At 68.3% G+C, this 22504-nt stretch carries 17 protein-coding genes; 12 read left to right on the top strand and 5 right to left on the bottom strand.

Going from position 1 to position 22504, the window contains the following annotated elements; genetic code table 11:
• The first annotated feature begins 114 nt into the window (after positions 1–114).
• The 4 genes from VGJ96_01160 to VGJ96_01145 all read left to right on the top strand — a co-directional run bounded on the left by VGJ96_01160 (position 115) and on the right by VGJ96_01145 (position 7271).
• The gene (locus tag VGJ96_01160) at positions 115–2901 is read left to right on the top strand and encodes a TonB-dependent receptor (protein ID HEY3285710.1); all 2787 of its coding nucleotides are present in this window, start codon (positions 115–117) and stop codon (positions 2899–2901) included.
• Between the two features lie 181 nt (positions 2902–3082).
• On the top strand, positions 3083–4825 hold the full coding sequence (locus VGJ96_01155) for a fibronectin type III domain-containing protein (GenBank protein HEY3285709.1): 1743 nt from the start codon (positions 3083–3085) through the stop codon (positions 4823–4825).
• An 83-nt stretch (positions 4826–4908) separates the two neighbouring features.
• Entirely contained in the window at positions 4909–5586 is a 678-nt protein-coding gene (locus VGJ96_01150; protein ID HEY3285708.1) for a hypothetical protein, read from the top strand.
• Positions 5587–5648: 62 nt separating this feature from the next.
• Positions 5649–7271: a Ppx/GppA phosphatase family protein gene (locus tag VGJ96_01145; protein ID HEY3285707.1), complete on the top strand. Its 1623-nt coding sequence runs from the start codon at positions 5649–5651 to the stop codon at positions 7269–7271.
• Between the two features lie 49 nt (positions 7272–7320).
• On the opposite strand, the gene VGJ96_01140 is transcribed toward VGJ96_01145, so the two are convergent.
• The 3 genes from VGJ96_01140 to VGJ96_01130 are packed head-to-tail and all read right to left on the bottom strand — an operon-like array spanning position 7321 to position 9915.
• Positions 7321–8541: a glycosyltransferase family 1 protein gene (locus VGJ96_01140; GenBank protein HEY3285706.1), complete on the bottom strand. Its 1221-nt coding sequence runs from the start codon at positions 8539–8541 to the stop codon at positions 7321–7323.
• A gap of 1 nt (position 8542) precedes the next feature.
• Positions 8543–9070, bottom strand: a complete 528-nt coding sequence (locus VGJ96_01135; GenBank protein HEY3285705.1) for a phosphatase PAP2 family protein — start codon at positions 9068–9070, stop codon at positions 8543–8545.
• Positions 9070–9915 (bottom strand): alkaline phosphatase family protein, encoded by an 846-nt coding sequence (locus VGJ96_01130; protein ID HEY3285704.1) that lies wholly within the window; start codon positions 9913–9915, stop codon positions 9070–9072. Before VGJ96_01130 ends, VGJ96_01135 begins: the two co-directional genes overlap by 1 nt.
• Positions 9916–10091: 176 nt before the next feature.
• On the opposite strand from VGJ96_01130, the gene VGJ96_01125 reads away from it, so the two are divergent.
• A complete protein-coding gene (locus tag VGJ96_01125; GenBank protein ID HEY3285703.1) occupies positions 10092–11300 on the top strand; it encodes a glycosyltransferase family 1 protein in 1209 nt (402 codons plus the stop codon).
• Here the strand turns inward: VGJ96_01125 and ppk1 are convergent.
• Both ppk1 and VGJ96_01115 read right to left on the bottom strand, forming a co-directional pair.
• Positions 11297–13420 (bottom strand): polyphosphate kinase 1, encoded by a 2124-nt coding sequence (ppk1, locus tag VGJ96_01120; protein HEY3285702.1) that lies wholly within the window; start codon positions 13418–13420, stop codon positions 11297–11299. The genes VGJ96_01125 and ppk1 overlap by 4 nt on opposite strands.
• 72 nt (positions 13421–13492) lie before the next feature.
• Entirely contained in the window at positions 13493–14272 is a 780-nt protein-coding gene (locus VGJ96_01115) for a rhomboid family intramembrane serine protease (GenBank protein HEY3285701.1), read from the bottom strand.
• Between the two features lie 391 nt (positions 14273–14663).
• On the opposite strand from VGJ96_01115, the gene VGJ96_01110 reads away from it, so the two are divergent.
• The 7 genes from VGJ96_01110 (at position 14664) to dnaK (ending at position 22370) form a co-directional block, all read left to right on the top strand.
• A complete protein-coding gene (locus VGJ96_01110) occupies positions 14664–15554 on the top strand; it encodes a phosphate ABC transporter substrate-binding protein (protein HEY3285700.1) in 891 nt (296 codons plus the stop codon).
• Between the two features lie 48 nt (positions 15555–15602).
• Positions 15603–16685 carry a PhoU domain-containing protein gene (locus VGJ96_01105; GenBank protein HEY3285699.1) on the top strand — a complete coding sequence of 361 codons (1083 nt, stop codon included), beginning with the start codon at positions 15603–15605 and terminating at the stop codon, positions 16683–16685.
• On the top strand, positions 16675–17646 hold the full coding sequence (gene pstC / locus VGJ96_01100) for a phosphate ABC transporter permease subunit PstC (protein HEY3285698.1): 972 nt from the start codon (positions 16675–16677) through the stop codon (positions 17644–17646). Before VGJ96_01105 ends, pstC begins: the two co-directional genes overlap by 11 nt.
• 3 nt (positions 17647–17649) lie before the next feature.
• Complete coding sequence (gene pstA, locus VGJ96_01095) at positions 17650–18519, top strand: phosphate ABC transporter permease PstA (protein ID HEY3285697.1); 870 nt, start codon at positions 17650–17652, stop codon at positions 18517–18519.
• Positions 18516–19346: an ATP-binding cassette domain-containing protein gene (locus tag VGJ96_01090; GenBank protein HEY3285696.1), complete on the top strand. Its 831-nt coding sequence runs from the start codon at positions 18516–18518 to the stop codon at positions 19344–19346. Before pstA ends, VGJ96_01090 begins: the two co-directional genes overlap by 4 nt.
• Before the next feature lie 34 nt (positions 19347–19380).
• A complete protein-coding gene (locus VGJ96_01085; GenBank protein ID HEY3285695.1) occupies positions 19381–20178 on the top strand; it encodes a phosphate ABC transporter ATP-binding protein in 798 nt (265 codons plus the stop codon).
• 260 nt (positions 20179–20438) lie between these two features.
• Positions 20439–22370, top strand: coding sequence for a molecular chaperone DnaK (gene dnaK, locus VGJ96_01080; GenBank protein ID HEY3285694.1), 1932 nt, complete (start codon positions 20439–20441; stop codon positions 22368–22370).
• Positions 22371–22504 lie beyond the last annotated feature (134 nt).

Here is a 22504-nt window from a genome sequence, read left to right as displayed (position 1 = left end):
TGAATCCGGCGCCTGCGTCGTTACACGGCCGTTGCGAAGCCGTGAACAGATCGTGGCGGCCCCGTGGGAGCATTCGTGGTGTCCAGAGTTCCTTCTGACCCAACCCCGCCTTCCATGACCCGTCTGCTTCGCTCCCTGCTTGCCTGCGCCGGCGCGGCCGTTCTCCTGGCACCGCTCGCGCTTTCCGCCCAGGTGCGCCACGGCCGCATCGTCGGCCGCGTGATCGATGTCTCGACCGGCCTCGGCCTCCCTGATGTGGGGGTGCAGATCGTCGGCACCATGCAGGGCACGGCCACCGGCGTGGACGGCCGCTTCGCGATCGCCAACATCGACGCCGGCACCGTCACCATCCACCTCCGCCGCATCGGCTTCACGCCGAAGACGGTCACCGGACTGATGCTCGAGGGCGGACAGTCGCTCGAACAGAACATCTCGCTCGAGCCCGCGTCGTTCCGCCTCACGGCGCAGGTGGTCACGGCCGCCGCCGAGCGCGGCACGGTCAGCGAGGCGCTCGACCAGCAGCGCAACAGCAGCGGCGTCGTCAGCGCCGTGACCGCCGAGCAGATCCAGAAGAGCCCCGACGGCAATGCCGCGCAGGCGGTGCAGCGCGTGAGCGGCGTGACGGTGCAGGACGGCAAGTACGTCTTCGTGCGCGGCCTCGGCGAACGCTACACCACGAGCTCGCTCAATGGGTCGCGCGTCCCGAGTCCCGAGCCCGAAAAGCGCGTCGTCCCGCTCGACCTCTTTCCGGCGGGCCTGCTCCAGTCCATCACGACGACCAAGACGTTCACCCCTGACCAGTCGGGCGACTTCTCCGGCGCGCAGGTCGACATCAAGACACGCGAGTTCCCGGCGGCCCGCTCGTACAGCGCGCAGTTCGGGTCGGGCTATGCGGCCGGCGCCACGGGCCGGGCGCTCAGCCTCGCCCAGTCGGTCGGTGGCGAGCGCTTCGCCCTGGTCGGATCGAAGCGGGCCCTGCCGCCCCTGCTGCGCGAGGTCGGCAACTTCCAGGGGCTGAACCTGTCGCAGGGCGACAAGAACCTGCTGGTCAGCCAGTTCCGCAATGCGTGGTCGCCCCAGGCGGCCACCGGGGCGCCGAACGTCAGCGGCTCGTTCGCCGTCGGCGGCGACGATCCGGTCCTCTTTGGCCACCGGCTCGGCTACCTCGTGTCGGGTACGCTTTCGCAGGGCCTCGACGTCAAGAGCGACCAGGTGCGCGCGCTCGCCGACCGGGGCACGGTCAAGGGGAGCACCAACGAGATCGACCGCTTTTCCGGCGAGACGACCTCGCAGAGCGTGCTGTGGGGCGGCCTGGCGAACTTGAGCACGATGGCCGGCCGGCACACGCGCCTGCTCTTCAACGCCATCTACAACCGGTCGGCCGACAACACCACGCGCATCGAGCGCGGATCGTTCGAGAACGAGGGCATCGACGCGCGCATCCAGCGCATGCAGTACGTGGAGCGCGCGGTCCGGTCGCTCCAGCTGGGCGCCGAGCACTCGATGGGCGAGGCGCACATCCTGGACTGGACGGTGACCGACTCCCGCGTGAACCGCGACGAGCCGGATCGCTCGGAGTTCGTCCAGCAGATCGAGCGCGACACGCCGGCGTCACCCGAGACGCTCCGCTGGCTGAGCACGGGCAACGGCGGCGCCGTGCGCACCTTCTCCGCCCTCGATGAGACCAACCGGGAGGCGCGCGCCAACTATCAGTTCACGTTCGGCCCCGCCGGCGCGCAGCATCGCGTGAAGATCGGCGGCCTCACGCGGCAGACCGACCGCGACGCCGACACGCGCGCGTACAGCATCAGCGCCCCCGGCGCCTCCAATACCCTGCGCGAACTGCGTCCGGAGCAGATCTTCGACGGCCGGTTCGCCACGGCCGCGTCACGCGTCTTCGACATTGCCCCGCTCGCGCAGGGCGGATCGTACGGCGCCCGCGACCGGCTGGCCGCCGCGTACCTGATGGGCGAGTGGGCGGCCACGGCCCGGCTCAAGGTCATCGGCGGCGCGCGCGCAGAGTGGGATCACCTCGACGTGCAGGCGGTGTCCACCCTCGGCGCCCCGATCGCCACCGCCAAGCGGTGGAACGACCTCCTGCCATCGCTGGCCCTCACACTGACGCTGCCGCGCGACCAGCAGCTTCGCCTGTCCGCATCGCGCACGCTGGCCCGGCCGGAATACCGCGAACTCTCGCCCATCAAGAGCCGCGACGTGCTCAACGGCGATGACGTGCAGGGCAACGACCAGCTCGAGCGCACCCGCGTCGTGAACCTCGACGCGCGGTGGGAGTGGTATCCGCACGCGAGCGAGGTGCTGAGCGTCGCGGTCTTCCACAAGACGTTCGACCAGCCCATCGAGCGCGTCTACCGCGCCGCCGGTTCGGGAACGCGCACGGTCTTCTACACCAACGCGCGCCGCGCCGAGAACCTCGGCGTCGAGCTCGAGGCCCGGAAGTCGCTCGCCTTCATGGCGGAGGTCCTGCGCTCACTGCAGGCCTTTGCGAACCTCACGGTCATGCAGAGCCGCATCGAGCTCGCGGCGAACACGCAGGCCAGCGCCACCAACCTCAAGCGGCGGATGGTGGGACAGGCGCCGTACGTGCTGAACTCGGGCCTGACGTGGGTGAACCAGAGCGGGTCCGCCAGCGCGACGGTGCTCTTCAACGTCGTGGGCGACCGCATCGACGCGGCGGGCGACGCGCCGCTCCCGGACGTCATCGAGCGGGCGCGCCGCGTGCTCGACTTCTCGCTGCGCGTTCCGATCAGCGGATCGCTCTCGGCACGGCTGGACGCCAAGAACCTGCTGGATGCGCCGTACCGCACGACGCAGGGGACGGTGACGCGCGAGTCGTACCGGGTCGGTCGCGTGGTGCAGGCGGGACTGTCCTGGCGGCCGTAGGCGGCGGGGCCGGAGCTGGCCGCACGAGCGGGGACCGGCAACGGTCCCCGTTCTCGTTGCGGCAGCGTGCCGAGCTCGTTACGCCGTCGTGACCGCACGCTCGCCGTTTCGACACCGAGGCGCGCCTTCTTACTCCGTGCGCGCGAGACGCGCGCCTCTCACGACCACACGGAGCCTCCGCATGTTCCAGTTCCGCCGCCTCGCGGCGTTTGCCTTCGCCGCCTCCGCCGCACTGACCGCCTGCGGCACCGACAGCAGCACCGCGCCGACGATCACGCCCGTCATTGGTGCCTCGGCCTCGGCCCTGTCCGCGTCAGCGGTCAAGCTGACGTTCAACAGCAAGGCTGGTGACACGGGATACAACATTGAGCGCGCCGAGGGCGCCGCGGGCGCCTTCGCGCAGGTCGGCACGGTGGCCGCGCCGTCGTCGGCCGGTCCGGTGAGCTACACGGACGCCGGCCTCAAGGTGTCGACGGCCTACCGCTATCGCGTCATCACGGTGCGTGGAGGCAGCACGAGCATTCCGTCGGCCGAGATCAGCGTCACGACCCTGGCGTTCGGCAATGCCGCGGCGGACATCACCACCGACATCACCGCCAGCCGCACGCTGTTCGCCGATACGACCTACACGCTCAAGGGCTTCATTCACGTGGCCAATGGCGCCACGCTGACCATTCAGCCCGGCACCACGATCAAGGGCGACTACACCATCCTCGGCTCGTCGCTCATGGTGCTGCGCGGCGCCAAGATCCAGGCGATCGGCACGGCCGACGCCCCGATCGTCTTCACGTCGTCGCGTCCGGTCGGCAGCCGGCAGGCCGGTGACTGGGGCGGCCTGATCCTCGTGGGCAACGCGCTCATCAACCGCAGCGGCACGGTGGAAATCGAGGGCTCCGGCACGGATGGCCAGGCCGTGGTCGGCGGCAAGAACTACCAGGTCCTGTACTCGGGCGGCACCACCGCCACCGACAACAGCGGCGAGCTGAAGTACGTGCGCGTCGAGTTCGCCGGCTTCGCCCCGTCGCTGAACAATGAGCTCAACAGCTTCACGTTCGCGGCCGTCGGCTCGGGCACCCGCGTTTCGTACGTGCAGGCCGTCAACGGCCTCGACGACTCCTTCGAGTTCTTCGGCGGCGGCTTCGACTTCCGCAACGCCGTCGCCTACGAGGGCGAGGACGACCAGTTCGACATGTCCGAGGGCTGGAGCGGGACGATGCAGTACCTGATCTCGTACAAGTCCACCAACATCGCCATCCGCACCGGCGCCGGTTCCTATGCGTCGGACATGCAGGGCATCGAGAACGACGGCTGCAACGGTTCGGGCTGCGACCTTGGCTTCGATACCGCGCCGTTCACCACGCCGGTCGTCGCCAACTTCACCCTGATCGGCGCCGGCGTGCAGAGCATCCACGGCGCGGGCGGCGGCTACGGCATGATGCTCCGCCGCGGCACCGGTGGTTACTACGTGAACGGCGTCCTTGCCCGCTATCCCGCGGCCGGCATCTCGCTCCGCGACGTCGCGACGTACGCGCGTGCGGGTTCGACCGCCATTCCGGACCTGGCAACCGCCGATCTCGCGGTGAAGAACGTCTACATCGCGGAGACGCCGAACGCCTTCCAGGCGGCGTCAGCCACGCAGAACCTGTTCGATCTCGCCGGGAACAGCATCACGCTCAGCTCGGCAACCACCGCAGCCTCGCTCTTCACGGCGCTTCCGGCCACGGGTGCCGTGCCCGCGGGCGCCAGTGCGTTCGACTTCACGCCGGCGTCCGGTTCGGCCATCGCGACCGGCGGCCTCGCCACATTCACCGGCAAGCTGGCCACGAAGGCCGGGACGCTGGTGACGGGCACGACGTACCTGGGCGCCGCGTCGCCGACGGGCGCGAAGTGGTGGCAGGGATGGACCAACTACGTGCGCAACTAGCCAGCGCGCGTCGCGGAACGGCCGGCGCCAGTTCTGGCGTCGGCCGTTCCGCGCTGGCGCACATCACACTCACCTTTCGCCCCATGCGATTCGCGGCCCTGCCGCTCCTCCTGTTGCTCGGCGCCTGTGCGCCGTCGGCGTCCGATGGCGCGGGCGCCATCGCGACTGGCACGCGCGACTCGATCGCCGCAGCCGCGCGCGACTCCCTGGCCCGTGCGCGCCAGGACTCGATCAATCGCGCGCAGCCGGGCTACATCGTCGATTCCATCCTCCCGGTTGAGGAGGAAGTGCGCCGCTTTCGGGCGGCGGTCGGCGGTGAGCCGGCCGCCAGACTGCAGCATGGCGCAACCTCCCGCGCGCAGCTCCTCGAATTGTTCGCAGCGGCGGTGGCCACCCGCGACACGCTCGCGCTGCATCGGCTCGCGGTATCGCCCCGGGAGTTCATCGACCTGATCTACCCGGAGTCGCCGTACACCAGGCCGCCGTACCGGCAGGCGCCCGGGCTTGTCTGGTCGCAGATGCAGCTGCCGAGCGAAACCGGCCTGCGTCGCCTGCTCGAGCGCCATGGGGGGCGCGCTTTCCGCGTTGCGCGGTTGGCGTGCGCCGTCCCCCCAGAGGTGCAGGGCGCGAACCGGCTGCACGCCAAATGCACGGTGCGATTCGCCTCTGGCGAGGAGGCGCTCCGCGAGGGACAGCTCTTCGGCACCATCATCGAGCGCCAAGGTCGGTTCAAGTTCGTCAGCTACGCCAACATGTACTGATGGTTTCGGGCGTGGCGCACTCGCGTTAGTGTAGAGGCACCGCCTCTCGCACCCCGACGCCCGTGACCTCTGCCCCGCTGCGCCTCCACACCCCGCCGTCCCGCGCCGCGCGCGAGGACGGGACGCAGCGCATTGCCGCCATCGACATCGGCTCGAATTCCATCCGCCAGATCGTCGCCGACGTCTCGGCGAACGGCGCGATCAGGGTCATCGATGAAATGAAGGCCGCGCCGCGCCTGCAGGCCGGCCTGCACGAGACGGGCGCGCTGGGCGAGGAACCGGTGCGACTGGCCGTCGAGTCGCTCACCCGCATGGCGGCGCTGGCGCGACAACTGGGCTGCAAGCGCATCGAGGCGGTCGCAACCTCGGCCGTTCGCAACGCCACCAACGGCGCCGCCTTTCTGCGCCAGGTGCGCGAGACCGCCGGATTGCGCGTGCGCATCCTGGCGGGTGAGGAGGAGGCGCGCCTCGCCTTCCGCAGCGCGCTGGCACACTTCGACCTCGGCCGCGGCCGGGCCGTCGTGATGGACATCGGCGGCGGGTCGGTGGAGTTCGCGCTGGCCGCCGAGGGGATCGTCGAGCGCTATGTCTCGCTGCCATTCGGCGCGGTGCGCCTGACGGAGGAGTTCCTCACCGATCGTCCGGCCCCAAAGGGGGTCAGGAAGCTGCGCAAGGCGATCCGCGACGACATCCGGCGTGTCCTCCCAGTGCGCGACTGGCGCGGCGCCGAACTGATCGGATCGGGCGGCACCTTCACCAACCTTGCCGGCATGGTGCTCAACCGGCAGGGAATCCGCGTCGCCCATTCCGTGCACGGCACGCGCGTGTCGTGGCACGAGATCGAGCACCTCCTCGAATTGCTGCAGGAACTCACGCCCACCGAGCGTCTCGCCGTGGCGGGACTCAACGCGGCGCGCGCCGACATCATCCTGGCCGGGCTTGCCGTCGCGGCGGAGGTGTGCGAACGCATCGAGCCGCGCGGCCTCGTGACGTCGGCCTACGGCATCCGCGAGGGGCTGCTGCTGGAGACCGCCAAGGTGGCGCCGGTGGTCAGCGACCCCGGCGAGGGGCGCGAGCGTTCCGTGCGCGAGTTCGCCGAACGCTGCCACTACGAGGAGCCCCACGCGCGGCAGGTGCAGCTCCTCGCGCTCCAGCTCTTCGATTCGCTGGGCGCGCGCCTCGGCTGCGTGCCCGCCGACCGGCAGGTGCTTGCCGACGCCGCACTGCTGCACGATGTGGGCTATCACATCAACTACCAGAAGCACCACAAGCACTCGTTCCATCTCATCCAGCACGCCGATTTCCTGGGCATCACGCCGGACGAGCAGACCGTGATGGCGCACGTGGCGCGCTACCACCGCGGCTCGGCGCCGGATCGCGTAAAGCATGTCGAGTACGGCGCGCTCGACCGCGCGACGCGCGCGCGCATCCAGCGACTCGCCGCCCTGCTGCGCGTGGCCGACGGCTTCGACCGCGGCCACTCCGCGGCCGTCGAGAAACTGCGGGTGCGCTGGCTGCGGCGCGCCCTGCGCATCACGGCGCAGCCGAGCGCCATGGCGCCGTCGGTGCGGCTGGAATTGTGGGGCGCGGCGCGCAAGAAGGGACTGCTCGAGGAAATGGCCGGCGCGCCGGTGGAGATCGTGGCGCCCGACGGCTCGGTCGTCGAGGACACCGACGGCGGGTGATTGCGCTGACCGACGGGCGTCGCGTGACGACGCCCGTTGCGCACCCGGCTCAGAGCGCGGTGATGATCGCTCGGGCGGGGGCCGCCGGTGACACCAGGGGGCGCGCCTCGAGCACCGCGGCGTATTCAGCGAACAGGTCGTCCCAGACTCGCTTCCAATCCCGCTCCGCAGCGCTCTGCAGGGAGCGAACGCGCAGCTTCATGCGCAGCGCGGCGTCGCCGGCCAGTCGTTGCATCGCCCCGGCGAGCGCCTGCGGATCGCGCACGGGGACGACCAGCGCATTGCCCTCGTTCGCCACGTCCAGCGTCGGACCCGAGTCAGGCGCGATCACCGGCAGCCCCGACGCCATCGCCTCGAGCAGCACGTTGCCGAACGTGTCCGTGGTGGAGGCGAAGACGAATCCGTCGGCCGAGGCATAGAACTCGCTGAGCGCGTCGCCGAGCAGTCGGCCGGTGAAGATGGTGCCGGGTGGCGCGGACGCACGGTATCGCGACTCCGCCGGTCCGTCGCCGACGAGCGCCAGCCGTATCCGGCCGCCGCCGAGGGGAAGGAGTGAATGCGCGGCCGCGAGGATGCGGTCAATGCCCTTCTCCGAGGCAAGGCGACCGACGCTGATGAAGAGCAGATCATGATCGCGCACTCCGTGCGCGGATCGCAGGGCACGCGAACGGTACCGTGGCGAGAATCGCGCGCCGTCCACGCCGCGACCCCACACGCGCACCCCATCGAAGCCGCGGCGCCGCAGATCCTCGGCCCCACGCGCCGTCGGCACGAAGGTGCGCGCGCCGCCGTTGTGAAACCAGCGCAGATACGGCCACGCCACGGCAGAGAGCGCCTGCAGGTTGTAGTGGCGCAAGTACGCCGCAAAGTCGGTGTGGAACGACGACACGAGCGGTATGCCCTCGGCGCGGGCGGCTTCGCGGGCGGCAAGTCCGATGCCGAATGGCGTGGCGGCGTGCACCAGGTCCGGTTTCAGCTCGCGCAACAAGCGACGGGCCTCGCTCACGCGGGGCGTCGCGATGCGGAGTTCGGGATACGCCCAGAACGGGATGGCCGGCCAGCGCAACACGTCCTCAGCCAAGCGCTCTCGCTTGCCTCCGGCGTGCCCGGCGTGGACTGTCCCGTGTTCGCCAGCCTCCACCGTGACCACCGTCGCGTCGCCGCCCCGCTCGCGGAAACTCTCCGTCAGGCGCCCGAGCGTTCGCGCGACACCATTGACCTGAGGGGCGTAGGTGTCCGTGAAGACCGCCAGCCGCATGCGATTCGGCACCCTAGCCCAGCGTCCAGAAGGCAAGCACGGTGGCGATCGCGATCATCTCGCCGACGAGGACATCCCCGGGATAGTGCACGCCTAGACGAACCCGCGACATGCCGACGATGACGGCGAGGATCGTGAGCGGCACCGCGAACGCGGGCATGCACATGCCGTACGCGAAGGCCACGGACATCGCCGCGCACGCATGGCCCGATGGAAACGAGAACTTGTCGGGCACGCCCACGAGCGAGCGTCCCTGCCGCGCCGGCTTGGGTCGCGGCCGCCCGGCGTTGCGCTTGACGATCTGCACCACGACATGCGAGACGAGCAGCGACCATGCGCCGAGCGCGGCCGCCTGTCGGACCGCACCCTCGGTGAACAGCAACGGCAACAGAACCGCCAGAATCGCGCTGGTCGCACCGCCGAGGTGCGTCACGGCAATCCAGAGTCGCGTGCTGGAGAGCGGCGCGGTCGCTGAAAGCGCCATCCGGGAGTACAGTGCCCGGTCACGCGCCTCCAGGCGGAGCAGCAGCGGGCCGCGCATCACGCCGCCAGTTCCGAGCGCTGGAACGCATGGCAGAGCGGCTGTCCCGCGTACGTCGCGGGAATCGGCAGCCCGAGGCTCCATACCACGGTCGCCGGAAGATCGGCGAAGGCGACATCGGGCCCGAGATCTCCCTGAAAGACATCACCTCCCGCGAGCACCACCGGCACCGTGGTGTCAGCGGGATGGTCGCTATCGTGCGCCGTGGGCCGAGCGCCGCCACCGCCGTGATCGGCGCAGGCAATGACCAACTCGGCGGGATCATCCAGGTCGATCGCCCGCACCAGCCGCCCCAGGGCATTGTCCATGCGCCCGGCGGCGTCCGCGTACTCCGGACTCATCCAGCCGTGCGCATGCCCGGCGCGGTCGGCGTCCGGCAGGTGCAGCATTACGACGCCCGTGCGCTGCCGCTCGAGCACGCCGAGGGCGTCCGACACGATGTCACCACATCGATCGCCGGCAAATCGTGTTTCGGAAACGCCAAGCAGACTGGCGAAGCCGCGCGCCACCGGCATGAACAGTGACGGAATGCGCGCCATCAGCACCGTGGTCTCGAGTTGGTGCGCGCTTAGCATCTTCGGCCACGGATGCAGCAGGCCGCGCGCACGCGGCAGCTGGAAGCGGTCGGATTGCAATCCGTGCCGCTCGGGAGATGCGCCGGTCAGCAGGGTGGCCATCGCCGCCGCGGTGACACTCGGCGTCACCGAGCGGCCCCGCAGCGTCGAGGCGCCCTGCTCGGCCAGGCGCGCAACCGTGTAGAGCGAGAACTTCTCGATCGCATCGGGACGCAGCCCGTCCAGCACCACCACGGTGACGCGACGGACGCGAGGGAAGAACGTGCGCATGAGGTCACAGACTCCGCCGAGAGGACGCAGGAACGTTCGTCCGCTTCGGTGATGGACGTGCATCGCTGCGGCTACAGCTTCGTCACGACTCGGGGCCCGATCGCACCGCTTTCCGTCGCGCGTCCGTGACAGGGCCGTCACGCGGCCGAGACACGCCGCGCACCGTTTTCAGGTGCATGCGCATTCTTCACTGCACCGACACCTATCCGCCGCAAGTCAACGGCGTGAGCGTCGTCACCGCACTCGCTGTCGATGGCCTGCTCGCCCAGGGCATCGAGGTCGGGCTGATCCGCCCCGAATACCCGGCGTGCGCGTCCAGCGTCTTCGGCGAGATGCGGGCGCCGACGGCCGCGTGCGCCCTGCCGGCCTGCGATTTCCCGGCCTATCCCGGGGTACGACTGGCCTGGCCGAACGCCGGCGCGGTGGAACGCTTCGCACGCGCGTTCGCACCGGACCTGATCCACGCCGACACCGAGTTCGTCGTCGGACGCCTTGGCGCGCGCACCGCACGGCGACTCGGCATCCCGCTGGTCACGTCGTTCCATACCGACTTCGCCCAGTACACGGAGTCGTACGGCGTGCCGTGGCTGCGGTCGACCGTCACGCGCTCCCTCGTGCGGTTTCATCGCCGGGCGAGGCGCATCTACACCCCGTCATCGGTGACCGCCGACTGGCTGAGCCGCCACGGCCTCACGCAGTCGGAGGTGTGGGGGCGTGCGGTGGATACTCGCGTGTTCCATCCGAACCGGTATTCGAGGACCTGGCGCGAGCGACTCGGCGTCGGCGACGCGGTGCTGTTTCTGCACGTCGGCCGCCTGGCCGCCGAAAAGAACGTGCAGCTGCTGCTCGATGGCTTCGCGTTGGCGCGGCAGGCCCTCGGCGACCGTGCCTGCCTGGTCATCGCGGGAGACGGTCCGGCGTCGGCCGCTATGCGGGGCGCCGCGCCGGCCGGCGTCCACTTTGTCGGATTCATCGACCGCCAACGGGAGCTTCCCTCGCTGTACGCGAGCGCCGACGCCTTTCTCTGCGCCTCGACTACCGAGACGCTGGGCCTCGTGATCCTCGAAGCGATGGCGTCGGGCCTTCCCGTGGCGGCGGTATCCGCGGGCGGCGTGGCGGATCATCTGCGTTCGTACGACAACGGCATCGCAGTCGCCGCACGCGCGGAGAGCTTCGCCGCGGCCATCATTGAGCTGGCGGACAAGCCGACGCTTCGGGCGCGACTTGGCGTCGGCGCGCGTGAATGGGCGGTGGCGATCGGGTGGGACGCCGAACTCGCCCGGCTGGCCGACAGCTACCGCGAGGTGCTGGACCGCAACAGTACGGGAAACCCGGATCGCCCGAACGATTCCCGCTCGACCGCCACCCGGGTCGCCGTCAGCTAGCCCGGCGTGGCGACAGCCGCCGCGGGCACCTCACGCCCAGCCCCTGACGTGCGCGGCATCCCCCACGACTCGCGCAGCAATCGCCGGTGCGACGCGCGTTCCGCTTCGTCCGTCGCGCGACGCTGCACCCAGGCACCGTCGCTGTGCAGGTCCCACGCCTGGCGATTGTCGGTGAGGAAGACGTTCAGCACCGCCTCGAGTCGCGGGTGAAGCGACTTGTCGAGGATCGGCACCATCGCCTCCACGCGCCGGTCGAGGTTGCGCGGCATCCAGTCGGCGGAGCCGAGGTAGAACTCCGGGTCACCGCCGTTCTCGAAGCGCCACAGGCGCGAGTGCTCGAGAAAGCGTCCCACGACGCTCACGATGCGAATCCGCTCCGACTCGCCCGGCACGCCCGGGCGCAGGCAGCAGATGCCGCGCACGAGCAGGTCCATCTCCACGCCGGCGTTCGAGGCCTCGCACAGCGCGTCCATCACCTGACTGTCCACGAGCGCGTTCATCTTGGCGACGATACGCGCCGGCTTGCCGTCGCGCGCGTTGTCCGCCTCGCGCGCAATGAGCTCGAGCAGCCGCTCGCGCAGGTTCACCGGGGCGACGAGCAGGGCGCGATACTCGCGCTGCCGCGAGAAGCCGGTGAGCATGTTGAACAGCTCCGACACGTCGGCGCCGAGCGCTTCGTTCGCGCTGAGCAGGCCGTAGTCGGTGTAGGTGCGCGCCGTCTTCGAGTTGTAGTTGCCGGTGCCGATATGCACGTAGCGGCGGATGCCGTCCGGCTCGCGCCGCACGACGAGCGCCACCTTGGCGTGCGTCTTCATCCCCGGGATCCCATACGCCACGTGCACGCCGAAGGACTCGAGGGTGCGCGCCCAGGTGATGTTGTTCGATTCGTCGAAGCGCGCCTGCAGCTCCACGAGCACGGCCACCTGCTTCCCCGCCTGCGCCGCCTCGGTGAGCGCCCGCACCACCGCCGTGTCGCCCGACGTGCGATAGAGGGTCAGCTTGATGGCCAGCACGTGCTCGTCGCGCGCCGCTTCGTCGAGGAAGCGCTCCACCGTCGCCGGGAACGAGTCGAACGGATGGTGCACCATGAGGTCGCGTTCGCGCAGCACGTCGAAGATCGACCGTCCGTCGCGCAGCTCCACCGGCGTCACCGGCACGAACGGCGGGTCGCGCAGCTCGGGCAGGTCGAGCATGGCCAAAGCCATCAGGTCGCCGAGGTCGAGCAGGCGCCCCGGCTCGTGGACCTCGCGCTCGGTGAGCGGCGCCATTTCGGGATCTTCGGTCTCGCGCAGTTCGCTGAGCAGCAGCGTCCGCAGCTGCGCGGGCATTCCGCGCTGCACCTCGAGCCGCACCACCTCGCCGAAGCGACGCTGAAAGACCTGCTCCTCGATCATCGCCAGCAGGTCCTCGGGCTCCTCCGTCGGCGCGATCTCCAGGTCCGAGAAGCGCGTGATGCGGAACGTGTGGTGCCCGGTGATCTCCATCCCCGGGAAAAGCCGGCCCAGGTGGGCGCCGATCAGGTCCTCGAGCGGGAGGTACTGCAGCGAGCGCACCGGCACCCAGCGCGGCAGCGACTTGGGCACCTTCACGCGCGCGAAGTGCTCAATCCCCGTCTCGGGCTCGCGCAGTTCCACCGCGAGCGAGAGCGAGAGGTTGGAGATGTACGGGAACGGGTGCCCCGGGTCGACGGCCAGCGGCGTGAGCACCGGAAAGACCTGCGCGTCGAAGAAGGCGTCCACCGCCAGCCGTTCGTTCGCGTCCAGATCGGAGATCTGCAGCAGCCGCACGCCGTGTCCGGCGAGCTCCGGCAGCACCTCTTCGTCGAGGATGCGCGTCTGTTCCGCCACCATCTCGCGCACGCGCTCGTCGATGCGGTCGAGCAGTTCGGCCGGCGAGACGCCGTCACGTCCCACCTTGCCGAATCCGGCCGCGACCTGCCGGCGCACGCCGGCGACGCGGACCATGTAGAACTCGTCGAGGTTGGTGCTGACGATCGACAGGAACTTCAGCCGCTCGAGCAGCGGCGTGCGCGTGTCCGCTGCCTCGTGCAGCACCCGTGCATTGAAGGCGAGCCAGGACAGCTCGCGGTTCAGAAGGTGTGGCCGGCTCTTGGACGCCATTGGACAAGAAATCTACCTTGCCACAGGGCACGGCGCCAAAATCTGGCGCATCCATCGCGCCCCGCCTCGCACTCAGGCCAGCGAGTCGAACTCGTTGCCGGACAGGAGGATGGCGCGTCGGCGCTGCGTCAGCACCGGATCCTCGAACAGCTTCGCCAGCAGCACCCCGGCACCGAACCCTCCAACGTGCGCCCACACCGCAACACCGCCGCTCAGTTCGGGGCTGGGTGTCAGCAGCTGCGGCAAGCCGCTCAGCAACTGCAGGCCGAACCAGTAGAGCAGCACGAGCCACGCCGGAATTCGAAAGACCTTGAAGAAGACGACAAAGATGAAGAGCATCCGCACCCGCACCCGGGGGAAGAGCACCAGATACGCGCCCATGACCCCCGAAATGGCCCCGGAGGCCCCGACGGTGGGAATCGGCGAACGCGGGTCGATCGCGATGTGCGTCGCCGCGGCAATCAGTCCGCAAAGCAGGTAGAACACGAGAAACCGGACCCGCCCCGTCACGTCCTCGACATTGTTCCCGAAGATCCAGAGAAACAGCGCATTGCCCAGGAGGTGTACCCATCCGCCGTGCAGGAACATCGAGATGACCGGCGTCAGCAGGTTGATCGGCTGGTTGTCGACGACGCACATGAGGCCGGGGGCGATGGGCACCCCGGCGCCGAGGGGCGCGAGGCGCGTCAGCTCGCCGGGAACGAGCCCGAGGTTGCAGACGCTCGTCGTCAGCAGTTCCGCATCGAGGCCCGCCCCCTGCACCAGGACCCACGACGCGAGCATCGTGACGAGCAGGAAGATCGTCGCCACGGGAACGCGAACCGCGTGATTATCGTCGCCAATGGGGATCATGTTCGCGAGAAGTCTGTGCGCAACGATCGCCGGTCCACAACCCGGGACGAACGACTGGGCGGAACCGCGGTGTCCGCGCGCAGGAATTGCCCCCAACAATAGGCGGCGGAAGCGTCCGGCAACATGCGCAGGAGTCCTTCTCGCTCGCAAGAACTCCGCGTCCGCCGACGACGGCAGGGGTCCCGGATGGGGAGGCCCCGGCGATCAGCGAACCCGCGCCATTGGGGCGTGCCTCCCATACCGCCACGTGGTCGTGAGCGACGTCGGCGGGTCGCGCAAGCGGTCGCCAGAGCGTTCTTCAACTTGAAGGTCGGTGCCCCGCCCGGTAGAATTCTGATGCTGCCCCCCAAAGCAACCCAACGGTTTTCTTTCCGATTTCGAAGGAGTGATCGTGAAACGGTCGATCGTGATGGCGGCGGTGGCTCTCTCCCTTTCCTGCGGGCGCCCGGCCGGTGAAGAACGGCAGGCCATCCAGAACAAGGGCTCCGACACCATGGTGAACGTCGCCCAGGCCTGGGCGGAGGCGTACGCCGCGAAGGTTCCCGGAGTGACCGTCGCCGTCTCCGGCGGAGGGTCCGGGACCGGCTTCAGCGCCCTCATCAACGGGACCGTGGACATCGCCAACGCCTCGCGGGAGATCAAGCAGAGCGAGATTGACGCGGTCCGCAACGCGCGCGGCAAGGCTCCCAAGGAGTTCATCGTCGGCTACGACGCGCTGGCCGTGTTCCTGCACGCCAACAACCCGATCACCTCGATCAGCTTCGCAACCCTGGCGTCGATCTATGCCGAGGGCGGCACTGCCAACCAATGGTCGGACCTCAAGGTGACGGTGCCCGGATGTCCCTCGGGCGAGATCGTCCGGGTGAGTCGCCAGAACAACTCCGGGACCTACTCCTACTTCAAGGAGCGGGTCCTGGGCGACAAGGAGTACAAGCTCGGCTCTCGCGACATGCATGGCTCCAAGGACGTCGTGGACCTGGTCGCCAACACGCCGTGTGCCATCGGGTACAGCGGGCTCGGCTACGCCACCACCGCCGTGAAGATGCCCTGCGTGTCGGCGGGTGAAGGATCGGCGTGCGTCACGCCCACCGAGAAGACGGCGCAGGATCGGAGCTACCCCATCTCGCGGCCGCTCTTCATGTACACGACAGGCGAGCCAACGGGCGCCACCAAGGCGTACCTCGACTGGATCCTGAGCGACGAGGGGCAGTGCATCCTCATGAAGGCGGGGTACGCCCCATTGAAGGCCGACCTGGCCTGTCCCGCGACCAGCGCCCGCTGAGCCACCACCCTCGTACGGCCCCGAGGGCCCGCCGGGAGGATTGCGAACGTGAGCCACTATCAGGAGCGGCTGGACGTCGACCTACGGGAGATCCGTAGCGAGGTCGACGCGGCGGCGACGCTCGCGCAGGAGCAGGTAGGTGACGCGGTCAGGGCGCTCCTGACCTTTGACCTTGAGCTTGCCACGCAGGTGATCCTCAAGGACCGCGTCATCAACCGGATCACGCGCCACCTCGATCGTCTCTGTCACGGGTTCATCGTCCGGCATCTCCCGGTTGGGCACGATCTCCGGTACATCTCCGCGGTGCAGCGCGTGGGCGTGGCGCTCGAGCGGATCGGAGACTACGCCGCGACGGTCAGCCGCCATACGATCCGCGGCTCGGGGCCGCCCCCCGACCTCATCGCCCGGGACTTCGAGCTGCTGTCCCACCAGGCGCGCGTCTGTCTCGCCGAGGCCCTGCACGCGTTCCGAGAGGAGAACGCCGACATGGCACGGCGGACGCTGGGCCTCACGTACAACATGGACTCCACCCACGACAAGGCGTCGGAGGACCTGATTGCGACCGGCGAGCGGCACAAGGTCCCGGTCCGGGATCTCTTCGGCTACGCGAAGGCGCTCTACGTCCTGCTGCGCGTGTCGGACCAGGCCGAGAACGTCGCCCAGGAGACGCTCTTCGCGGTCACCGGCGAGACCCATAATCCCAAGGTCTACCGGATCCTCTTCGTGGACCGGGCCAACGACTGCAAGAGCCTGCTTGCGGAGGCGTACGCCAGGCAGGCGTTCCCGGACTGTGGAGCGTTCTCCAGCGCCGGGTGGGAGCCCGCGGACGCCATGCGCCCCGAGGCCGTCGCGTTCCTCGAGGGGCATGGCTTGCCGCTCGAGGGTATCCATCCCAAACGCCTCCCCGAACTCATGGCAGAGCCGCGGCACTTCCACCTCATCATCGGCTTGGACCGCGAGTCGCGAGAGAAGGTCGGAGAGCTGCCCTACAAGACGATCTTCCTGAACTGGGACGTGGGCCCGTGTCCCTTCAGTGACGAAGGCTCGGAGCGCGCCGACGTGCTGTACCGGGAGATCGCCTCCCGCATGCGGGAACTTATGCTGATCCTCCGGGGCGTAGATGCCGCCTGAGGCAGCGCTTCCCGCCGCAACCGACGTTCTCGCGCCTCCCCGCCGGCGCGTCGTGCGCCACGGCGGACTCCGCCGTCGGGACTGGGCGTGGTATCAGGACAAGGGCGTGGCGGCCGTGGTCTTCGTCGGCGGGATCTCCGCCATCGTCTTCATCCTGGCGATCTTCGTGTTCATCATGAAGGAGGGGACGGGGTTCATCGTTCACACCGTCAACGTCCAGGAGTTCTTTGGGTCGCCGGCGTGGCGACCGACGTCGGAGCGCCATCCCACGTACGGAGTCCTCGCCCTCATCCTCGGGACGGCGTCCGTGACCGGCCTGGCAATGCTGGTCTCTGTCCCCTTCTCGCTTGGCGCCGCCATCTTCATCGGCGAGTTCGCCAAGGGCAAGCTCCGGGAGAGCCTGAAGATCCTGGTGGAACTGCTCGCTGCCATCCCCTCGGTGGTCTGGGGCTTCATCGGGCTCTCCATCATGAACGGCTTGATCATCCGGATCTTCCACGTTCCCGTGGGACTCAACATCCTCAACGCCGGGATCATTCTCGCGCTGATGGCGGCGCCCGTCATCACCACGATTGCCGAGGATGCCCTCAAGGCCGTGCCCGACACGTATCGCGAGGCGGCCGAGGCGATGGGCGCGACGCGCTGGCAGATCGTCGTGAAGGTCGTGCTGCCGGCCGCGAAGAACGGTCTCCTGGGAGCGGTGCTGCTCGGCATCGGTCGGGCGTTCGGCGAGACGATGGCGGTCCTGATGGCCAGCGGCCACTCGATCAACATCCCGACCAGCATCTTCGATTCGGTGCGGGCGCTGACCGCCACGATTGCGGCTGAACTCGGGGAGACCGCGCAGGGCTCCGATCACTACCAGGCGCTCTTCACCCTGGGCATCCTGCTCTTTGCGGTGACCTTCGTCATCAATCTCGCTGCCGACCTCGTCGTGCGGGGCGTGAGGAGAGGGAGGTAGCGCATGTTCGAGGCGACATCCGTGAACCGGCGGAACCGTCAGGTCGAGCGGCTCGTGACGGCCGTCTTCTTCCTGATGACCGTGGTGCTCGTGGTGCCCGTGGCCATGATCCTCGGGGTGCTCGTCTTCAAGGGTTCGTCCGCCATCTCCTGGCACTTCCTGACGGGGATGCCCACGCAAGGCATGACGGCCGGGGGCATCTTTCCGGCCCTCCTGGGAACCGTCTGGCTGGTGGGCGGTTCGGTGCTGGCAACGGTCCCGCTGGGCGTCGCGGCGGCGATTTACCTGAGCGAATACGCGCCGGACAACTGGCTGACCCGGACCATCAACCTGGCCATCATCAACCTGGCCGGCGTTCCCTCGATCGTGCACGCGCTTTTCGGGCTTGGCGCGTTCGTCCTGTTCTTCCGCTTCGGAACCAGCATTCTGGCGGCGTCGCTCACGCTGGCGGTGATGAACCTGCCCGTGGTCATCGTGGCCACGAGAGAATCGCTGCAGTCGGTCCCGTGGGCCTTTCGAGAAGCCTGCTGGAGCCTCGGGGCCACGCGCTGGCAGACGATTCGCCGCGTGGTGCTGCCCAACTCCCTTTCCGGCATTCTGACGGGCGTCATTCTGACCGTCTCGCGCGCGGCCGGCGAGACGGCGCCCATCATGTTCACCGGCGCCGTGTTCTACTCGCCCTTCCTGCCCCGGGGGATCTTCGACGAAACCATGGCCATGGCGCTGCACCTGTTCGTCATCTCCACGCAGGTGCCCGGCGTGTCTGAAGAGCTTCCCTATGGCGTCGCCCTCTCCCTGATCACCATGGTGCTCACGATGAACGCGGCGGCGGTGGGATTCCGGGTCTACCTCAGGGGGAAGAAGAAGTGGTGACCGACGCCGGGCGCAGCGAGATCCCCTCGGGTATCGCTCCCGACGCGCCGAGCGGCGTCGCGTCGCCGGAGGCGCCGATCAAGCTCGAGGTGCGGAACCTCTCGCTGGGATATCCCGGAACCACCGTGCTCTCGGGCGTGAACCTCCAGGTTCGCGAGAAGGAGATCTTCGGGATCATCGGCCCCAGCAACGGCGGGAAGAGCAGCTTCCTGCGCGCGCTGAACCGGATGAACGAGATGGTGACGGGGATGTGGGTCAAGGGACAGGTGCTCTTCGACGGAGAGGACGTCACCACCTTCACCAACGTCTATGCGCTGCGACGCCGGATCGGGGTGGTGTTCCCACTGCCCGTGGGACTGCCGCTGAGCATCTACGACAACGTGGCCCTGGCCCCACGGCTCGCGGGGGTGAAGCTGAAGCGCGAGCTCGATGAGATCGTGGAGCGGTGCCTGCGGCGCGCGACCCTTTGGGACGAAGTCAAGGACCGCCTCGGCGCCCTGGGTTCGCTGTTGAGCGGCGGCCAGCAGCAGCGCCTCACCATCGCGCGCGCCCTCTCACAGGATCCCGAACTGCTCCTCCTGGACGAGTTCTCGATCGCCGTGGATCCGGTCACCACGATGCGCATCGAGGAGATTCTCAAGGGCCTGCGCGAGGAGATGACCATCATCATGGTCACCAACCTGGTGCAGCAGGCCAGGCGGTTGGCGCATCGCACGGCCTTCTTCATGAACGGTGAGGTGGTGGAGGTTGGCGAAACGGAGGAGTTCTTCACGGGTGAGGTGAAGGACCGTCGCACCAGGGAATACGTGGAGGGGAAATTTGGCTGAGCCCGGCGCGACAGTTCCCGCGGCATCAACGTCCGTGCCGTCGGGCGAGGTTCCGACGTTGCCGATGCCTTCGCTGGCCATCGCCACGGAGGCGCTGAACCTCTGGTATGGCGACTTCCAAGCTCTCATCGACGTGAGTCTCCAGATCAAGCTGGGGATCATCACCTCCCTCATTGGCCCGTCCGGCTGCGGGAAGACGACGTTCCTCCGAACCGTGAACCGGATCAACGAACGGCTGGGATATGTGCGAACCACCGGACTCGTGCGCGTCCTCGGGCAGGACGTGCTTGCTCCGGAGGTCGAGGTAGTCCGCCTCCGCAAGGAAGTCGGGATGGTCTTCCAGCGCCCCAACCCCCTCCCCCTCTCCATCCGCGACAACGTGCTCTTCAGCCACCGCATTCACCGCGGGAAGGAGCAGGTGAGCCGGAGCGATGAAGATGCCATTTTGCAGAAAGCCCTCGAGGAAGTGCTGCTGTGGGACCGGGTGAAAGACCGTCTCGGGGATCACGCCCTCTCGCTTACGCTGGAGGAGCAGCAGAAACTCTGCATCGCTCGCCTCTTGCCGGTGAAGCCCAAGGTGATCCTGATGGACGAGCCCTGCTCGGCCCTGGATCCCGCCGGCACCGAGGCTGTGGAGGAGTTGATGTGGGATCTACGGGGGGAGTACACCATCCTCATCGTGACCCACAACATGGCTCAGGCCCGTCGGGCCAGCGAAGAGACGATCTTCATGCTCATGGGGCGTGCGGTGGAGCACCGCGCAACGGAGGACCTCTTCCTGTCACCCCAGCGGCCTGAGACGGCTGATTACGTCGAGGGTCGATACGGCTGAGCCGGCGAAACCACTCGACGCCGCCACGCGCTCAAAGCCATCGCAGCCCTGCCGTTCCTGCGGTTCCTCGCACCGCAAGTCGTTGTCCTGCCATTAGTAACGGGCATCGAACGGCAATTCCAGTCAAATCGGCAGTGGTTCTGTGGCCCCACCCTTGCCTGATAGTTGGGGCAGTCCGGCGAAACCGGCCGCCCTGACGCGTCGTTGGGGACCTCTGCGGCGCGGTGGCCGTGCGACCTTCTTACCGAAACGAGGACCAGATGGCAGACAAGGTCATTGGCATCGACCTGGGGACCACGAACTCCGTGGTCGCCGTGATGGAGGGTGGCGACCCGGTCGTCATCCCGAACGCTGAAGGCGGACGCACCACGCCGTCGGTGGTCGGCTTCACGAAGGACGGCGAACGTCTCGTGGGGCAGATCGCCAAGCGGCAGGCGGTCACCAACCCGGCCAACACCGTCTTCTCGATCAAGCGCTTCATGGGACGCAAGACGTCGGAGGCGACCGAGGAGCAGAAGCGCGTCCCCTACAAGGTCATCCGCGGCGCCAACGACGTCGTGATGGTCGAGGTGCAGGGCAAGACGTATTCGCCCCCCGAGATCTCGGCGATGATCCTGCAGAAGATGAAGCAGACCGCCGAGGACTATCTGGGCCAGGGCGTCTCGAAGGCGGTCGTCACGGTGCCGGCCTACTTCAACGACTCGCAGCGCCAGGCCACCAAGGATGCCGGCAAGATCGCTGGTCTCGACGTGCTGCGCATCATCAACGAGCCCACCGCGGCCGCGCTGGCCTACGGCCTCGACAAGAAGGGGAAGAAGGACGAGAAGGTCGCCGTCTTCGACCTCGGCGGCGGCACCTACGACATCTCGGTGCTCGAGCTCTACGAGGTGGACGGCTCCAAGCAGTTCGAGGTGAAGTCCACCAACGGCGACACCCACCTGGGCGGCGACGACTTCGACCAGCGCATCATCGAGTGGCTGGTGGCCGAGTTCAAGAAAGACCAGGCGATTGACCTCTCCAAGGACCCGATGGCGCTCCAGCGCCTCAAGGAAGCGGCCGAGAAGGCCAAGATCGAGCTGTCCGGGACGCAGAGCACCGACATCAACCTGCCGTTCATCACGGCCGACCAGTCGGGACCCAAGCACCTGAACTACCAGATGACCCGCGCCAAGTTCGAGCAGCTGGTGGATGACCTCATCCAGCGCACGCTCGAGCCGATGAAGCAGGCGCTCAAGGACGCCGGAATGCAGCCGACCGAGATTGACGAGGTGCTCCTCGTCGGCGGCTCGACGCGCATCCCGAAGGTGCAGGAGGTCGTGAAGACCTTCTTCGGCAAGGAGCCCAACAAGGGCGTCAACCCGGACGAGGTCGTCGCCGTCGGCGCGGCCATCCAGGGCGCGGTGCTGACCGGCGAGCAGAAGGACGTGCTGCTGCTCGACGTGACGCCGCTGTCGCTGGGCATCGAGACGCTGGGCGGGGTGACCACCGTGCTGATCCCGCGCAACACGACGATCCCGACCAAGAAGTCGGAGATCTTCTCCACGGCCGACGACAACCAGACGACGGTGGAGATCCACGTGCTGCAGGGCGAGCGCGAACTGGCGCTGCACAACAAGACGATCGGCAAGTTCCAGTTGACGGGCATCCCGCCGGCTCCGCGCGGCACGCCGCAGGTGGAGGTGACGTTCGACATCGACGCGAACGGCATCCTGCACGTGACGGCGCGCGACAAGGCGACCGGCAAGGAGCAGAAGATCCGCATCGAGGCCTCGAGCGGCCTGTCGGACGCCGAGATCGACCGCATGGTGAAGGACGCGGAGAAGAACGCGGCCGACGACAAGAAGCGTCGCGAGGAGATCGATACGCGCAACCGGCTCGACTCGATGACGTACGAAGTCGAGAAGAACGCCAAGGAATGGGGCGACAAGGTACCGACCGACCTCAAGACGCGCCTCGACCAGGCCGTGGAGCGCGCCCGCAAGGCGCACCGCGGCGAGGACTTCAACGAGGTGAAGGCCGCGCTCGAGGAACTCAACGCCGCGTTCCAGGCGGCCGGGCGCTCGTTCTACGAGCAGCAGCAGGCGGCGTCGCCTGACGCCCAGCAGCCCGGGGCCGAGGCGCCGGCGTCCGAGAAGAAGGATGACGGCGTGGCGGATGCGGATTACGAGATCGTCGACGAGAAGAAGCCGTAGGGGTTAGCGATGGCGGAGGGCAGATGGCGGATGGCAGATGCTTGGCGGTGCCACGGCGCCATCCCCACCTCTGCCCTCCGCCATCTGCCATCCGCCATCTGCCGTTAGGGAACTCAACCCGCCCCCCAGCTGTC

Source organism: Gemmatimonadaceae bacterium (assembly GCA_036504815.1).
Lineage (GTDB): Bacteria > Gemmatimonadota > Gemmatimonadetes > Gemmatimonadales > Gemmatimonadaceae > PNKL01.
Note: the sequence above shows the minus strand (reverse complement) of the source record. Positions and strands in the feature narration are given on the sequence as shown.

Bases quoted from the DNA above. Each gene is read 5' to 3' on its own strand.
- VGJ96_01160 (HEY3285710.1), top strand. From the start codon at position 115: ATGACCCGTCTGCTTCGCTCCCTGCTTGCCTGCGCCGGCGCGGCCGTT.
- VGJ96_01155 (HEY3285709.1), top strand. From the start codon at position 3,083: ATGTTCCAGTTCCGCCGCCTCGCGGCGTTTGCCTTCGCCGCCTCCGCC.
- VGJ96_01150 (HEY3285708.1), top strand. From the start codon at position 4,909: ATGCGATTCGCGGCCCTGCCGCTCCTCCTGTTGCTCGGCGCCTGTGCG.
- VGJ96_01135 (HEY3285705.1), bottom strand. From the start codon at position 9,070: ATGCGCGGCCCGCTGCTGCTCCGCCTGGAGGCGCGTGACCGGGCACTG.
- VGJ96_01130 (HEY3285704.1), bottom strand. From the start codon at position 9,915: ATGCGCACGTTCTTCCCTCGCGTCCGTCGCGTCACCGTGGTGGTGCTG.
- VGJ96_01125 (HEY3285703.1), top strand. From the start codon at position 10,092: ATGCGCATTCTTCACTGCACCGACACCTATCCGCCGCAAGTCAACGGC.
- ppk1 (HEY3285702.1), bottom strand. From the start codon at position 13,420: ATGGCGTCCAAGAGCCGGCCACACCTTCTGAACCGCGAGCTGTCCTGG.
- VGJ96_01115 (HEY3285701.1), bottom strand. From the start codon at position 14,272: ATGATCCCCATTGGCGACGATAATCACGCGGTTCGCGTTCCCGTGGCG.
- pstC (HEY3285698.1), top strand. From the start codon at position 16,675: ATGCCGCCTGAGGCAGCGCTTCCCGCCGCAACCGACGTTCTCGCGCCT.
- pstA (HEY3285697.1), top strand. From the start codon at position 17,650: ATGTTCGAGGCGACATCCGTGAACCGGCGGAACCGTCAGGTCGAGCGG.
- dnaK (HEY3285694.1), top strand. From the start codon at position 20,439: ATGGCAGACAAGGTCATTGGCATCGACCTGGGGACCACGAACTCCGTG.